The organism is Streptomyces sp. NBC_01476, from assembly GCF_036227265.1.
GTDB lineage: Bacteria > Actinomycetota > Actinomycetes > Streptomycetales > Streptomycetaceae > Actinacidiphila.
This window is the reverse complement of the sequence record NZ_CP109446.1, coordinates 4504887-4519616: the sequence shown is the minus strand read 5'-3', so window position 1 is coordinate 4519616 and position 14730 is coordinate 4504887. Positions and strand designations below refer to the sequence as shown.

The 14730-nt window shown below is 73.1% G+C and carries 12 protein-coding genes and 1 pseudogene; 1 reads left to right on the top strand and 12 read right to left on the bottom strand.

Going from position 1 to position 14730, the window contains the following annotated elements:
• Positions 1 to 15: 15 nt before the first annotated feature.
• The 5 genes from OG552_RS19730 to bldG all read right to left on the bottom strand — a co-directional run bounded on the left by OG552_RS19730 (position 16) and on the right by bldG (position 6006).
• Positions 16 to 1548, bottom strand: coding sequence for a DUF7059 domain-containing protein (locus OG552_RS19730; protein WP_329134739.1), 1533 nt, complete (start codon positions 1546 to 1548; stop codon positions 16 to 18).
• Between the two features lie 158 nt (positions 1549 to 1706).
• Positions 1707 to 2309, bottom strand: coding sequence for a small secreted protein (locus tag OG552_RS19725; protein WP_329134737.1), 603 nt, complete (start codon positions 2307 to 2309; stop codon positions 1707 to 1709).
• Between the two features lie 199 nt (positions 2310 to 2508).
• Positions 2509 to 4914, bottom strand: a complete 2406-nt coding sequence (locus tag OG552_RS19720; RefSeq protein WP_329134736.1) for a sodium-translocating pyrophosphatase — start codon at positions 4912 to 4914, stop codon at positions 2509 to 2511.
• Positions 4915 to 5156: 242 nt separating this feature from the next.
• The gene (locus tag OG552_RS19715; RefSeq protein ID WP_329134733.1) at positions 5157 to 5570 is read right to left on the bottom strand and encodes an ATP-binding protein; all 414 of its coding nucleotides are present in this window, start codon (positions 5568 to 5570) and stop codon (positions 5157 to 5159) included.
• A gap of 94 nt (positions 5571 to 5664) precedes the next feature.
• On the bottom strand, positions 5665 to 6006 hold the full coding sequence (gene bldG / locus OG552_RS19710) for an anti-sigma factor antagonist BldG (protein ID WP_093736590.1): 342 nt from the start codon (positions 6004 to 6006) through the stop codon (positions 5665 to 5667).
• A 212-nt stretch (positions 6007 to 6218) separates the two neighbouring features.
• Here bldG and OG552_RS19705 point away from each other — a divergent pair, with 212 nt between their 5' ends.
• Entirely contained in the window at positions 6219 to 8573 is a 2355-nt protein-coding gene (locus tag OG552_RS19705; RefSeq protein ID WP_329134727.1) for a DEAD/DEAH box helicase, read from the top strand.
• A 576-nt stretch (positions 8574 to 9149) separates the two neighbouring features.
• On the opposite strand, the pseudogene OG552_RS19700 reads toward OG552_RS19705, so the two are convergent.
• The 7 genes and pseudogenes from OG552_RS19700 to ssd all read right to left on the bottom strand — a co-directional run.
• Positions 9150 to 9350 (bottom strand): annotated as a pseudogene (locus OG552_RS19700) (Rv3654c family TadE-like protein); the annotation flags it as partial.
• Positions 9351 to 9397: 47 nt separating this feature from the next.
• On the bottom strand, positions 9398 to 9859 hold the full coding sequence (locus OG552_RS19695) for a TadE family type IV pilus minor pilin (protein WP_329134725.1): 462 nt from the start codon (positions 9857 to 9859) through the stop codon (positions 9398 to 9400).
• Positions 9846 to 10088, bottom strand: coding sequence for a DUF4244 domain-containing protein (locus OG552_RS19690; RefSeq protein WP_329134722.1), 243 nt, complete (start codon positions 10086 to 10088; stop codon positions 9846 to 9848). The genes OG552_RS19695 and OG552_RS19690 overlap by 14 nt, the downstream gene beginning before the upstream one ends.
• A gap of 251 nt (positions 10089 to 10339) precedes the next feature.
• The gene (locus OG552_RS19685; RefSeq protein ID WP_329134720.1) at positions 10340 to 11152 is read right to left on the bottom strand and encodes a type II secretion system F family protein; all 813 of its coding nucleotides are present in this window, start codon (positions 11150 to 11152) and stop codon (positions 10340 to 10342) included.
• Positions 11149 to 12129: a type II secretion system F family protein gene (locus tag OG552_RS19680; protein WP_329134718.1), complete on the bottom strand. Its 981-nt coding sequence runs from the start codon at positions 12127 to 12129 to the stop codon at positions 11149 to 11151. Before OG552_RS19680 ends, OG552_RS19685 begins: the two co-directional genes overlap by 4 nt.
• On the bottom strand, positions 12126 to 13280 hold the full coding sequence (locus OG552_RS19675; protein ID WP_329134716.1) for a TadA family conjugal transfer-associated ATPase: 1155 nt from the start codon (positions 13278 to 13280) through the stop codon (positions 12126 to 12128). Before OG552_RS19675 ends, OG552_RS19680 begins: the two co-directional genes overlap by 4 nt.
• The gene (gene ssd / locus OG552_RS19670) at positions 13277 to 14386 is read right to left on the bottom strand and encodes a septum site-determining protein Ssd (protein ID WP_329134714.1); all 1110 of its coding nucleotides are present in this window, start codon (positions 14384 to 14386) and stop codon (positions 13277 to 13279) included. The genes OG552_RS19675 and ssd overlap by 4 nt, the downstream gene beginning before the upstream one ends.
• Positions 14387 to 14730: the final 344 nt, after the last annotated feature.

Here is a 14730-nt window from a genome sequence, read left to right as displayed (position 1 = left end):
CGGGGCTCCCGGGGGTCAGCGCACTGGCTGCAGGAAGCCCTGCTCGACCAGCAGGCGGATCGACTCCGGGGTGCGGTCCCGCAGTATCACCGGGTCCTCCCGCAGCAGTTGGGCGATCGCGTCCACGATCCGGCCGGCCGGCAGGGTGCCGTCGCAGACGCCCGCGAAGCCCGCGCCGACCGTGTCCACCTTGGTCGCGCGCCGCATACCGCGCGCCGACCGCAGCACCACGTGCTCCGGATCCTCCGCGCCGGGCAGCCCGACCTGCTCCTGTACGACCTCGGGCGCCAGGGTGAAGCGCGCCGCGAGCAGCGCCGCGTCGTCGTGGGTGCGCAGGAAGTCCTGCCGGGCGAACCAGTCCGCGATGTGCGGCCCGAGCGGCTGCTCCACCGGGTGCGGCCACTCCTCCGCGGTGATGGCCGGCTGACCCGTGCCGGACTTGCGCAGGGTGATCCAGCCGAAGCCGACGCCGTTCACCTTCGCCTGCTCGAACTCGGCGAGCCAGGCGTCGTACCGGTCGGCGTACGCGGCCGGGTCGTCCCGGTGGTCCCCGCCGTCGCGCAGCCAGAGTTCGGCGTACTGCGCCACGTCCTGCACCTCACGCTGCACGATCCACGCGTCGCAGCCGGCCGGCACCCAGGAGGCGAGGCGCTCGCGCCAGTCCTGGCCCTCGACGTGCTGCCAGTTGGCGAGCAGCTGGCAGTAGCCGCCGTCGTTGAGGTGCTCGGCGGACTGCTGGACCAGCGTGCGGCACAGGTCGTCGCCCGCCATGCCGCCGTCGCGGTAGGTGAAACGGCCCTTCGGCGAGATCACGAAGGGCGGGTTGGAGACGATCAGGTCGTACCGCTCCTCGCCGACCGGCTCGAAGAGCCCGCCGTGCCGCAGGTCCGCCTCCTGGGCTCCGGACAGGGCGAGGGTGAGCCGGGCGAAGTGCAGCGCCCGCGGGTTGACGTCGGTGGCGGTGACCCGGGTGGTGTGCCGGGAGGCGTGCAGCGCCTGCACACCGGAGCCGGTGCCGAGGTCCAGCGCGGTCGCGTACGGCTGCCGTACGGTCAGCCCGGCGAGCGTGGTGGACGCCCCGCCGACACCGAGGACGAGGTCGGCCCGGTCGACGCCGGGCGCGCTGCCGATGCCACCCGCGCCGCCGACCGCGCAGCCGAGGTCCGAGACGATCCACCAGTCCTCACCGCCGTCACCGGCGTAGGGCCGTACGTCCACGGTGGCACGTACCTCGTCCGCCCCGGTGTCGCCGGCCAGCCAGCCGGCCGCCTCGTACCGCGGCAGGTCCGTCAGGGCGGCGCGGGCCCGCTCGCGGGAGACGGGCTGCTGGAGCAGGAAGAGCCGGACCAGGGTCTCCAGCGGGCTGCCGCCGCGGGTGGCGCGCAGCGCGGGGACGGTCTCGGCCCGGGACAGGGCCGCGTACGCGACCGCGCCGAGCAGATCGAGCAGGCCGTCGGCGGTGAAGGCGGCGGCGCGCAGTTCGTCGCGCAGCGGGGCGGCGCTGCCGGGGTCGGGGAGGGCGGGACCGGGGAGGAGGGGCGTACTCACACCGTCATTGTCCCGGAAGGGGTGCGCGGGGGCGCCCCGAGTGGGGTGGTGGATGCGGCCCGGCGCTCCTCAGGGGCGCCGGGCCGCGTGCCGAGGGCGGGTCTCGGCGGGAAGGGGCCGCGTGGCGGCGGGCGGCCCGGGGCTTCGCGCAGCTCCGGTCAGGAGGCCGTCGGTGAGGCGCCGGAGACCCGCTGGCAGCCGGGCTGCTTGGCGAGGGCCTTGCCGGTGTCGCCCTCGCGCAGGGTGTTCAGCGAGGTCTGGGCGTCGGCGGTGGTCTTGTTGAGCGAGTCCGAGACGCCCTTGAGACCGTCGGCGAACTTGGCCTGGTCGGAGGTGCTGAGCGCGTCGACCTGCTTCTTCAGGCCCGCGTACTGCGTGGAGAGGTTGTTGAAGACGGAGACGGCGTTCTGCTGGAACTTCTGGCCCTCGTCGCCGCCCGGCGCGGCGCCGGCGCTGCTGAAGATCCCGGCGAGCGACTTGTACGCGTCCGAGATCGACTGGAAGGCGCTGGAATCGGCGCTCTTGACCGCGGACGGCGAGCCGCCGCTGTCCACCTTGCTGATCGCGGTGTTGGCGTCGTCGATCTTCTTGATCTGCCCGGCGGCCTGGTCGCAGACGCCCTTGGCCCACTCGTCGCGCTTCTTGCCGGTGTCGTCGCTGCTGCAGCCCGACAGCGCCAGGAACACGACCGACGCGCCGCAGAGCGCGGACACGAGCTTGTTGTTCACCTTCACCGGTACGGGTCCCTTCCGTGGCCTCACCGCCCCGGAACATACACGCAGGAGGGGTGCCGCCTCCGAATTCCCGACCTGATTTACTCCCTTTTGCCGGATATTCAATCCGTTTGTCGCAGCGGAACTGCGGCGGGCGGGAGGCGGCGGGAAGGGGCGGGGCCGGTAGGGACGGACGGCGGCGGGCGACCGGTTCCGGCCGGTCGCCCGCCGCCTTCGTGACGCCGTCTCAGGTGGCCGGTGTGCCGGAGCCGGTGGCCGCCATGGTGGTGCCGTCCTGGCGGTGCGGTTCGTCCCCGGCCGCGGTGTCGTCGGCCATCGCGATGCCGCGGCGCTTGGATATGTACACCGCCACGATGATGACCACCACGGACACCACCGCGACCGGAATCCGTACCGCGAGGCTGGCGTCCACGCCGTAGCTGAACTTCACCACCGCGGGCGCTATCAGCAGCGCCACCAGGTTCATCACCTTCAGCAGCGGGTTGATGGCCGGGCCCGCGGTGTCCTTGAACGGGTCTCCCACGGTGTCCCCGATGACGGTCGCGGCATGGGCCTCGCTTCCCTTGCCGCCGTAAGTGCCGTCCTCGACGAGCTTCTTGGCGTTGTCCCAGGCGCCGCCGGAGTTGGCCAGGAACACCGCCATCAGGGTGCCGGCGCCGATCGCACCGGCCAGGTAGGAGGCCAGCGAGCCGACGCCCAGCGAGAAGCCCACCGCGATCGGCGCCAGGACCGCGAGCAGTCCGGGGGTGGCCAATTCCCGCAGCGCGTCCTTGGTGCAGATGTCCACCACCCGGCCGTACTCGGGCAGTTCGGTGCCCGCCATGATCCCGGGATGCTCGCGGAACTGCCGGCGCACTTCGTAGACCACCGCGCCCGCGGAGCGCGAGACAGCGCTGATGGCCAGCCCCGAGAAGAGGAAGACCACCGCGGCGCCGAAGAGCAGCCCCACCAGGTTGCTCGGCTGGGAGATGTCCAGCGAGAGCCACCGGGCGTCGGAGGCGGCCGGATGCGCCGTGTCCACGGCCGTGTCGACGGCCTCCTTGAACGACCCGAACAGGGCGGTGGCCGCCAGCACCGCGGTGGCGATGGCGATGCCCTTGGTGATGGCCTTGGTGGTGTTGCCCACCGCGTCCAGGTCGGTGAGCACCTGGGCGCCCTCGCCGTGCACGTCGCCGGACATCTCCGCGATGCCCTGGGCGTTGTCGGAGACCGGTCCGAAGGTGTCCATGGCGACGATGACGCCGACGGTGGTCAGCAGGCCGGTGCCGGCCAGCGCGACCGCGAAGAGCGCGAGCCAGACCGAGGTGCCGCCGAGCAGGAAGGCGCCGTAGACGGACAGGCCGATCAGCACCGCCGAGTACACCGCCGACTCCAGGCCGAGCGAGATGCCGGAGAGCACCACGGTGGCCGGGCCGGTCAGCGAGGACTTGCCGATGTCGCGGACCGGGCGCCGGGAGGTCTCGGTGAAGTAGCCGGTGAGCTGCTGGATCACCGCGGCCAGCACGATGCCGATGGCCACCGCGACGATCGCCAGGATGCGGGGGTCGCCGGGGTGGGAGGTGATGTCGGTGCCGACGCCCTTGAGGTCGGCGTAGGAGGAGGGGAGGTAGGCGTAGACCGCGACGGCCACGCCGATCAGCGAGATCACCGCGGAGATGAAGAAGCCGCGGTTGATGGCCGTCATCCCGCTGCGGTCGGAGCGGCGCGGTGACACCGCGAAGATGCCGACCATCGCGGTGAGCACCCCGATCGCCGGGATGAGCAGCGGAAACGCCAGGCCGGAGTCGCCGAAGGTCACCTTGCCGAGGATCAGCGCCGCCACCAGGGTGACGGCGTACGACTCGAAGAGGTCCGCGGCCATCCCCGCGCAGTCGCCGACGTTGTCGCCCACGTTGTCCGCGATGGTCGCGGCATTGCGGGGGTCGTCCTCCGGGATGCCCTTCTCCACCTTGCCGACCAGGTCGGCGCCCACGTCGGCCGCCTTGGTGAAGATGCCGCCGCCGACCCGCATGAACATCGCCAGCAGCGCAGCCCCGAAACCGAAGCCCTCCAGCACCTTCGGCGCGTCCGCCTTGTAGATCAGGACGACCGCGGAGGCGCCCAGCAGACCGAGCCCCACGGTGAACATGCCGACCACGCCACCGGTCCGGAAAGCGATCTTCATCGCCCGGTGCGAAACGGTGGTGAGATCGGCGGCCGGCTCACCGGCTGCCGGAGTCGCCGCTCTGGCCGCCGCGGCCACCCGCACATTGCTGCGGACCGCCAGCCACATTCCGATATATCCGGTGACCGCGGAGAAGACCGCGCCCACCAGAAAGAAGATCGAACGGCCGATGCGCTGCGACCAATCGTCCGCAGGCAGCAGCATGAGCAGGAAGAATGCCGCCACGGCGAAGATCCCCAAGGTACGGAACTGCCGTGCGAGGTAGGCATTGGCGCCTTCCTGCACGGCAGCGGCGATCTTCTTCATGCTGTCGGTGCCCTCGTCGGCAGCGAGCACTTGACGTACCAGCACCCCGGCGAGCGCCAGTGCGGCCAGTGCGACCACCGCGATGATCCATACGAGCAGCTGATTACCGCTGGTCAATACCGGCTCGGCGGCAAGCGTGTTGTGGGTGAGTGGCCCCGCCATTCGTCCTCCTTGACGTTTGGCGCATGGGCGTGCGGCTCCTACGGCTCACAAGCCGCCACGCTCAGGCGAGCTGAGCAAGATGGACGGATTGTAGGGAGCAGCCGAAGATCAAAAAAGGGTGCCGGTGGGGAATTCCCATAGAATCCCGCGGAATCCCACGGTAAATGAAGGTCGTGAAGGGAATCACGATCACGGGCCGCGATCAGGAGTGCCCGCGGTGCCCGCGCCGGCCGGGACGGGGGCTACACCGAGACGGTGGGCCAGCTCATCCGGATGGTGCCGCCGGTCTCGCCCTCGATGACCTCGACGTCGTCGACCAGGCCGCTGATCACGGCCAGTCCCATCTCGCCCTCGTCATCGGCCGCGGTGTCCTCGCCGGCGTCCTGCGACGAACTCATCGCGTTGCCGGGGACCTCGTCAACCACCTCGATGGAGAACTTCTTCTCCTCCTCGTTCAGGAACACCCGTACGGGCTCCTGAACGCCGTTGTTGCGGTGCAGGCCGACGGCCCGGCTGCACGCCTCGCCCACGGCCAGCCGCACCTCGTCGAGAGCCGCCTCGTCCACCCCCGCCCGGCGCGCCACTTGTGCCGCTACGAGTCGTGCTGTGCGCACGTGCTCGGGCTGGGCGCTGAAGAGCAGTTCTACGGTGGGCATGGCCTGGCCTCCCCCTCGGTTCCATGGGTGGGCATCACGGGGGCCCGGACGGCGAATCCGTCCGGTGCCCCTCTCGAGTCGTCTCGGCGAGACGTCAGTCGGTTGCCGCGACGGCCTCGTCGACCGAGGTGTGAATGGGGAACACCTTGGTCAGACCGGTGATACGGAAAATCTTGAGGATGCGCTCCTGGTTGCACACCAGGCGCAGCGATCCTTCATGAGCGCGCACCCGCTTGAGGCCACCGACGAGCACACCCAGGCCGGTGGAGTCGAGGAAGTCGACTCCCTCCATGTCCACGACCAGGTGGTAATTGCCGTCGTTCACGAGCTCCACCAGCTGCTCACGCAGCTTGGGCGCGGTGTACACATCAATCTCGCCGCCGACCTCGACGATCGTTCGATCGCCGACGGTTCGGGTCGACAGGGACAGGTCCACGGATCCTCCAGCACCTTGCATCGACGCAGCTCCCCCCAGAGCCCCTTCCACCGAACGGTAGTAGGGCCCACCCCACCGTAAGGTAGGCAGGGGCCTCCCCACCGAAGGTAGGGGAAGGACCGGCAGCCGCGATGGCATTCAATCACTTCACGGCGGGCCCGCACGACGCCTTACTGCGATTGTCCGCCGTGCCGGTGACACACTGAGTGCCGATGGCCCAGGATCATTCGCCGCAGTCGGCGCACGGTCGCCCGTCCCCCCGGACCGCTCTGGAGCGGCTCGCCGGGGGGACGAACCGTGTCGCACGCATCACCCATACGGAGCACGTGCCCGCGCGGGTCGGTCGGCATGCGTCCTGGCCGGAGGCCATCCGTCCGGAAGTCGTCGAGGCGATAAAGGCGGCCGGCATCGACCGTCCGTGGGAACACCAGGCGCGCGCGGCGGCGCACGCTGCCGCCGGCGAATCGGTGGTCGTCTCCACGGGCACCGCGTCCGGCAAATCGCTCGCCTATCTGGCACCGGTCCTCAGCGCCCTGCTGGACGGGGCGGGCGCCGGGCCCCGGGGTGCGACCGCGCTGTACCTGTCCCCCACCAAGGCCCTCGCCGCCGACCAGCGGCGAGCGGTGAGCGCGCTGGCCGCCCCGCTGGGCACGGCGATCCGCCCGGCCGTCTACGACGGGGACACGCCCTTCGAGGAACGGGAGTGGGTCCGCCAGTACGCGACCTACGTCCTCACCAACCCGGACATGCTCCACCGCGGCATCCTGCCCGGCCACGCCCGCTGGGCCTCCTTCCTGCGCGGACTGCGCTATGTGGTCATCGACGAGTGCCACACCTACCGGGGGGTCTTCGGCTCCCACGTCGCCCAGGTGCTGCGCCGGCTGCGGCGGGTGTGCGCCCGCTACGGCGCCGACCCGGTCTTCCTGCTGGCCTCGGCCACCGCCGCGGACCCCGGCCGCGCGGCCGGCCGGCTCACCGGGGTGCGAGTGGCCGAAGTGACCGAGGACACCTCCCCGCGCGGCGAACTCGCGTTCGCCCTGTGGGAGCCGCCGCTCACCGAGCTCTCTGGGGAGCACGGCGCCCCGGTCCGCCGCACCGCCACCGCCGAGTGCGCCGAACTCCTCACCGACCTCGTCCTCCAGGGTGTCCGCACCGTCGCCTTCGTCCGCTCCCGCCGCGGCGCCGAACTCGTCGCCCTGATCGCCCAGGAACGCCTGGCCGAGATCGACGCCTCGCTCCCGGGCCGCGTCGCCGCCTACCGCGGCGGCTATCTCCCCGAGGAACGCCGGGGCCTCGAACGCGACCTCCACTCCGGCCGCCTGCTCGGCCTGGCCTCCACCTCCGCCCTGGAACTCGGCGTCGACATCTCCGGCCTCGACGCGGTCCTCCTGGCCGGCTTCCCCGGCACCCGTGCCTCCCTGTGGCAGCAGGCCGGCCGTGCCGGGCGCTCCGGGCAGGGCGCGCTGGCCGTGATGGTCGGCCGCGACGACCCGCTGGACACCTATCTCGTCCATCACCCCGAGGCGATCTTCGAGCAGCCGGTGGAGTCCACGGTGCTGGACCCGGACAACCCCTACGTCCTCGCCCCGCACCTGTGCGCCGCCGCCGCGGAGCTGCCGCTCACCGAGGCCGACCTGGACCTCTTCGGTCCCGAGGCGGCCGCCCTGGTGCCGCAGCTGGTGGAGCGCGGACTGCTGCGGCGGCGCGCCGCGGGCTGGTTCTGGACCCGCCGGGAGCGTGCGGCCGACCTCACCGACATCCGCGGCGAGGGCGGCAAGCCGGTCCAGGTCGTGGAATCCGCCACCGGGCGGCTCCTCGGCACGGTGGACGCCGGCTCCTCGCACACCGCCGTCCACGACGGCGCGGTCCACCTCCACCAGGGCCGCACCTACGTCGTCCGGCGGCTCGACCTGGAGGACGACGTCGCCCTGGTCGAACGGGCCGACCCGCCTTACACCACCATGGCCCGCGACACCACGGAGATCCGTGTCCTGGCCGACGAGCTGGAAGAGCCCTGGGGTGAGGCCCGCATCCACTTCGGCTCGGTCGAGGTGACCCACCAGGTGGTCTCCTATCTCCGCCGGCGGCTGCTGACCGGCGAGGTGCTCGGCGAGACCAAACTGGACCTCCCGCCCCGCACCCTGCGCACCCGGGCGGTCTGGTGGACGGTCACCGACGACCAGCTCGACGCGGCCCGCATTCACCCGGAGGAGCTGCCCGGCGCCCTGCACGCCGCCGAACACGCTTCCATCGGCCTCCTTCCCCTCTTCGCCACCTGCGACCGCTGGGACATCGGCGGGGTCTCCATACCCCTGCACGCGGACACCGGCCTGCCCACCGTCTTCGTCTACGACGGCCACCCCGGCGGTGCGGGCTTCGCCGAACGTGCCTACCGCACCGCCCGCGCCTGGCTCACCGCCACCCGCGAGGCCATCGCCTCCTGCGAATGCGACTTCGGCTGCCCTTCCTGCGTCCAGTCCCCCAAGTGCGGCAACGGGAACGACCCCCTCGACAAAGCGGCCTCCGTCCGCCTCCTGGACTGCCTCCTCTCCGCGGCCCCGAAGTAGCCCCCGCTCGGCGCCCGCCGGACCGTCCACCGGACCGGCTGCGGTCGCCCCAGCGCCCCGTCCCCGGAGGCGGCCGACCGCCGGTGCGGGGAAAGCGGCGGTGCTCACGGCGGGCCGGACTCCCGGCAGCAACCGTCCGGCCGCGGAGGCCAGACACTCCGGGGCAGGCCGACGGGCCCGGGGCCGGGCATGGCGGAAGCAGCGGAACCTCTGTCCCCGACCGGGTGGGAACGCCCCACCGTCCGGGACGACCCGGCTGACCCGGGGCCCGGCCAGGCAACCCAGGCGGATCGCCGACCCCCGACCGGGTGGGAACGCCCCACCGTCCGGGACGACCCGGCTGACCCGGGGCCCGGCCAGGCAACCCAGGCGGATCGCCGACCCCCGACCGGGTGGGAAGGCCGGACCCCTTGGGGCGATCCGGGTGACTCCGGCAGCTTGGGTCGCGGGGGTCACCCCGTCCACTCGGGGTGCCCACAGAAGTTGGTCGGCGGCGGCCCCGGCGGCGAGGGACGGGCCCGCCCGTGAGGCGACCCGCGCGCCGCCGACCTCCGCCACGACATCCGCCACCTCACCCGTCACCTGGCACCCGCGGAGTCTGGCGCCCTGGGCGCCGGCCACGCGGGCGGCGAGCCCGCAGGCCGTCTGCTCGCCTTCGAGCGCGTGGTCGGCTGCCGCGAGGGCCGCCAGGTCGGCCGCGCCGCCCGCGCGATGGCGGGCGATCACTGCCCGGTCCAGGGCGAGCACCGCGGCGAAGAGAGCGATCAGCAGCCCCATCAGGCCGAGGGACCAGATGGTCGCCGACCCCCGGTCGTTACGGCGCCTCATGGCCCGGCACCCCCCTCCGGTGTGCCTGGGCCGGACGCACCCGATTCCAGGGCCGCCTCGTCCAGCGCATCGGCCTCCGAGCCGAGCGGGACGGGGAAACGCGGCAACGGAACCGTGACCCGCACCCGCACCATCCCCCCACTCCGCTCGACACTCACTTCCGCCCCGCCGGGCGCCGCCGCCCGGGCCGCCTGCACGGCCGCCGCCGTCTCCCCCGACCTCGCCGCCTCTCTCGCTCCTGCCCGTGCCGCGTCCACGCACCGCACCTGCGCGGCGCCCGCCATGAGGCCCCACACCAGCAGCGCGGCCAGCGCCACCAGCACCGGGATCACCACGGCGGTCTCCGCCGTGACGTACCCGCTGTCTCCCCGGGCCCGGCACCGGCACCGGAAGGGGTTCCTGTGCCGGCCCCGCGGGCCGACCCGCTCGGAGCGCCCGGCGCTCTCAGAAGGGCGCATGGAGGGCCTTCTCGATCACCCCGGTGAGCGCGGTCCGCACCGGCCCGCTCGTCACGATCTTGTAGAGCACGGCCGCGAACCCGCACGCCGCAATAGTCCCGACCGCGTATTCCGCGGTACTCATCCCCGCGTCCGCCGCTGCCCGGCACCTCCGCAGCCGGCGGGCAAGTCGTGCCCGCAGCGCCTTTCCGTCCCTGGGGCGCCTGAGGAGTTCGGTCGTGTTCGTCATGGGTTCCTCCTGTTGTGTTGTGCGTGTCTGTGTCGTTGCTGTCGTGCGCGTTTTTTGCTGTCGTGCGCGCGTTGCGTGCCGTGCTTCCGGCGCCGCGCCGGTCGGCCGGTTCGGTTCGGTTCGGCGCAGGCCGACATCGGAGGTGGGCGACCGGCGGGTCGGCGGTCGGGCGGCCCCCGAGGACCGGCGGGGTCGAAGCCGCCCTCGCGACGCGGCTGTCCGGGGCCGTCGTGATCAGTGCGTCGTCGTGGTCAGTGCATCCGCACCCCCAGGACCGTCCCGGCCAGCCCCATCACCACCGGGGCCACGCCCACCAGCAAGAAGGCGGGCAGGAAGCAGATGCCCAGCGGCGCGGTGGCCAGGACCGCCGCCCTCCTGGCCCGGGCGAGGGCCGAACGGGCGCACACCGCCCGGCGGTCGGCGGCCAACCGGGCCATCTCGGCGACCGGCGCACTTCCCGTGGTGGCCGCCCGGGCCAGGCAGCGGCCCATCTCCCGCGCCGCGGGCAGCCGGCCGAACCTGTCCCAGCACTCCGCCGGCTCCGCCCCGAGCCGCAACTCCGCCGCGGCCCGCAGCAACGCCTCGCCCAACACCCCGCCCAGGCACCGCCCCACGGCAACCGCCGCTTCCCCCGGCGTCGCGCCCGCGGCGAGGCAGGCAGCCATCAGGTCGGCGCAGAGCGGGAGTTCGGCGTCCTCCCCCTCCCGGTCGTCCGCTGGGCGCTGAGCAGCCGTCTGACGTCCTCTCAGCCACCTCCTGGCCCCGTACGCCGTCCCGGCACCGGCCAGGACACCCACCAGCCCACCGGCCAGCACCGCGACGCCGAGCCCGGCCGCGACCACCGGACCCCACTCCCGCAGCGGCTCAGGCAGCCTTCTCCGCTGTCCGGGCCTCATCCACCGCCGGCGCGGCCCGCCCAGCGCCTTCCGCAGCCGCCGGACACCACCCGCCCGCTGCCGTGCCTCGCCCGCCGCCAGGAGTCCCGCGGTCGCGGCTGCCAGCACCGCCCCGATCGTCCCCAGGCTGTGGACAACCCAGCCGACCCAGCCGAGCCCGCCGCTCATGGCACCCTCCCGCCCGTCGGCGCCGGCGTCCCGGTGGCCTCCACCGACTCCTTGCGGCCGTGGCCCCGTGCGCCACCGGGACCGTCCTCCGCGGCCCGGATGATCCGAGCCGTCCAGGCGAGCCCTGCCCACTCCAAGGCCGCCCCGGCCAGCAGGCAGCAGAGGCCGAGCGGCGTGTGCAGCAGCACCGCCGAAGGGTCGGCGCCGAGCCCGGTGCCCAGTACCAGTCCGAAGAGCGGCAGCAGGGCGAGCAGGACCGCCGTGGACCGCGGACCGGCCAACTGGGCCCGCAGGTCGTCCCGTTGGTCGGCCTCCGCCCGCAACGCGGCGGCCACCCGGTCCAGAGCGGCGGCCAGTCCCGCCCCGCCGTCCACCGCGACCTGCCAGCAGGCGGCGACCGCGGTGAGCCCCCGGGTGCCCTCGTGGACCCGCGAGGCGGCCCGCAGCGCTTGGGGAACATCGCCGCCGAAACGTGCCGCCGACACCAACAGACCAGCGGCCCCGGCGAGTTCGGGAACCCGGGCCCATCCGGCCGACTCCACCGCATCGGCCAGCGCCATGTGCGGCGGACGTCCGGCTCTCAGGTCACCCGCGACCGTGCCGCAGAGCGCGCCCACCGCGACCGTCCCGCGCTCGGCGGCGGCCCGTTCGGCCCGTCTCCGCAAGACTCGTCCCACCAGCGGCACGCCTCCTGCACCGACGGCCACCGGCAGCGGCGAACCGGTCGCCACCCCCAGCACCAGACCCACTGGCAGGCACAGCACCTCGGGCCGCCCGCGCACCGCCCGCCCGATCCGGTCGGCCGACTCCCGCAGGCGAGCCACCGGCGGCCTCCCGCCCCTGTGCCGGGCTTGATCCACCAGCCGGAGCGCCCGGCGGCGGACCGTACCGCCCGGATGCCGCAGCCGCACCAGCAGCGCCGCGAGGCACAGGGCCGCTGCCCAGGTGAGTGAGACCGGGCCCGGTCCGGCGCTCATCGCTCGCCCGCCGCGCACAGGTCCGCCAGCCGCTGCCAGCCGGGCCCGCGGTCGGTGCGGCCGTGGCGGTCGCGGACGAGCGCGGGGAGAGTGGTGACCAGGCCGTCGGTGCCCCGCCGCAGGACGTGGAGTTCGGCCAGCCGCCGCCTGCCCGATCCGTCCCGCACCAGGTGGACGACGAGGGAGAGCGCCGCCGCCAACTGGCTGTGCAGGGCGGCACGGTCAAGGCCCGCGGTACTGCCGAGCGCCTCAAGCCGGGCCGGCACGTCGGCGGCCGCATTCGCGTGCACCGTGCCGCAGCCGCCCTCGTGCCCGGTGTTCAACGCGCCCAGGAGATCGAGCACTTCACTTCCGCGCACCTCGCCGACGACCAAGCGGTCGGGACGCATCCGCAGTGCCTGCCGCACCAGGTCCCGGAGGGTGACCTGCCCGGCGCCCTCCTGGTTGGCGGGCCTGGCCTCCAGCCGGATCACGTGGGGGTGGTCAGGGCGCAGCTCCGCGGAGTCCTCGGCGAGCACGATGCGCGCCGCCGGGTCGACCAGGCCGAGCAGACAACTGAGCAGTGTCGTCTTGCCACAGCCGGTGCCGCCGCTGATCAGGAACGACAGCCGGGCGTCGAGCACCGCCCGCAGCAGTGCGGCGGTCTCGGTGTCCAGGGTCCCCGCGGTGACGAGTTCGGCGAGCGTGAAGGCGCGGGACCGCACCACCCGCAGCGAGAGGCATGGGGAGCCGACGACCACCGGCGGGAGCACGGCGTGCAGCCGGGTGCCGTCGGGCAGCCGGGCGTCGACCCAGGGCCGGGCGTCGTCCAGCCGCCGTCCGGCCGTGGTGGCAAGGCGCTGGGCGAGCCTTCGCACCGCGGCGGTGTCGGTGAAAGTGATACTGCTGCGTTCGAGGCCGCGGCCCCGGTCGATCCACACCTGATCGGGCGCGTTGACGAGGATGTCGGTGACCTCGGGATCGGCCAGCAGCGGTTCCAGCGGTCCGGCGCCGACGAGTTCGGAGCGCAACGCGGCGACCACGTCGAGGACTTCGGCGTCGCCGAGCAGCCGTCCCCGGGCGCGCAGCGCCGCGGCCACCCGTGCGGGGGTCGGTTCGCCGCCGTGCTCGGCGAGGTGCAGCCGCACGGCGTCGAGGAGTTCCGCGGTCATACCGGCACGCTCCCGCTGTTCGGCAGTGCCTGCGCGAGGAAGGCGCCGCAGAAGCGGGCGAGGGGGCCGCGCCCTGAGGAACCCGGCGGTTCGCTCCCGGACAGCGCGTCGGCGAGGGCCGGCTCCGGTGGCAGATCGCCGGCGAGCGGGAGTCCGACCAGACGGGCGATCTCGCGGTCGCGGAGCCCGGAGTCGAACGGACCGCGCGCGACGACCCGGAGGTCCTTGAGCACCATGCCGATCGCGGATGCCACCCGGGTGGCGGCGGCCACCGCCCGCAACTCGGCGGGGACGACCAGCAGTCCGACGTCGATCTGGGCCAGTGTCTCCGCTACGGCCTCGTCCACCCGACGGGGGAGGTCGACCACCACCACTCCGCCGCGCCGCCGGGCGGCGCCGAGCACCGAGCGCATGGCCTGCGGTGGGATGAGCACGGAGTCGCCGCGGTCCCAGCTGAGCACGCTGAGCGAGTCGAGCCGGGGCAGGGACTCCTCCAGCGCCCCGCTGTTGACCCGCCCGCGAGAGTCGGCGAGGTCGGGCCAGCGCAGGCCGCCGGTGCGTTCCGCGCCGAGCAGGATGTCGAGGCCGCCGCCGAGCGGATCGCCGTCGATGAGCATGGTGCGCCGGCCGGTGCGGGCCGCGGTCACGGCAAGAGCGCAGGCCAGGGTGCTGGCGCCGGCGCCGCCACGGCCTCCCACCACACCGATGGTCAGTGCGGGTTCGCAGGCGCCCTCGGCGATGTCGGCGATCCGGTCGACCAGCCAGCTCTCGGCGTCGGGCAGGAAGAGCACATGGTCGGCCCCGATGCCGACGCCGCGGCGCCAGACCTCCGGGTCGTCGAGATCCCGTCCGACAAGCAGCACGCCCTTGCGGCGGGGCGCTCCCCGCACTCTTCCGGAAGCTTCCGCTCCGACCAGGATGAGCGGTGCTTCGTCCCAACTCGTCGCCCGTGGCGGGCCGGTGAAGACCACTTCCGGTTCCGTACCGGCGGCGGCGCACAGTCGCAGCAGATCGTCCAGCAGACTTTCGTCCTCAGTGACAATCAGCGGTCCGCCGATCCGCTCTGCCGGAGAGGGCAACCGGTCGGCCTTGGTGGTTCCTGTCATTTCGCTGTCCCCCGTCGCGTGAGTTGCGAGCACGGTGTGCTTCGCCTGCGATCAGCTTGGGACAGTGCGAGGAATTGAGACGGTCTCGGTCGGAATCTGTGGACAACTCGGCCTTTGTGGATAACTTCGCCACTCGGACGGGTGAGTTCCACTCCGGACGGAATCGATTACGGTCGGTCACCGCGTCATACACATGGAAGGGCACACACATACGAACGAGCGCGAGGGAGACCGGCATGTACTACAGCGGCGGTGGACACGGCCAAGAGGGGCAACACGTGTCCGGATATGCGACGACCCCCGCCGGGGGGGAGAGCGGGGGTCGTCCCCACGATCTGACTCGG

Bases quoted from the DNA above. Each gene is read 5' to 3' on its own strand.
- OG552_RS19705 (WP_329134727.1), top strand. From the start codon at position 6,219: ATGGCCCAGGATCATTCGCCGCAGTCGGCGCACGGTCGCCCGTCCCCC.
- ssd (WP_329134714.1), bottom strand. From the start codon at position 14,386: ATGACAGGAACCACCAAGGCCGACCGGTTGCCCTCTCCGGCAGAGCGG.
- OG552_RS19720 (WP_329134736.1), bottom strand. From the start codon at position 4,914: ATGGCGGGGCCACTCACCCACAACACGCTTGCCGCCGAGCCGGTATTG.
- OG552_RS19695 (WP_329134725.1), bottom strand. From the start codon at position 9,859: ATGCGCCCTTCTGAGAGCGCCGGGCGCTCCGAGCGGGTCGGCCCGCGG.
- OG552_RS19685 (WP_329134720.1), bottom strand. From the start codon at position 11,152: ATGAGCGGCGGGCTCGGCTGGGTCGGCTGGGTTGTCCACAGCCTGGGG.
- OG552_RS19675 (WP_329134716.1), bottom strand. From the start codon at position 13,280: ATGACCGCGGAACTCCTCGACGCCGTGCGGCTGCACCTCGCCGAGCAC.
- OG552_RS19680 (WP_329134718.1), bottom strand. From the start codon at position 12,129: ATGAGCGCCGGACCGGGCCCGGTCTCACTCACCTGGGCAGCGGCCCTG.
- OG552_RS19715 (WP_329134733.1), bottom strand. From the start codon at position 5,570: ATGCCCACCGTAGAACTGCTCTTCAGCGCCCAGCCCGAGCACGTGCGC.
- OG552_RS19690 (WP_329134722.1), bottom strand. From the start codon at position 10,088: ATGACGAACACGACCGAACTCCTCAGGCGCCCCAGGGACGGAAAGGCG.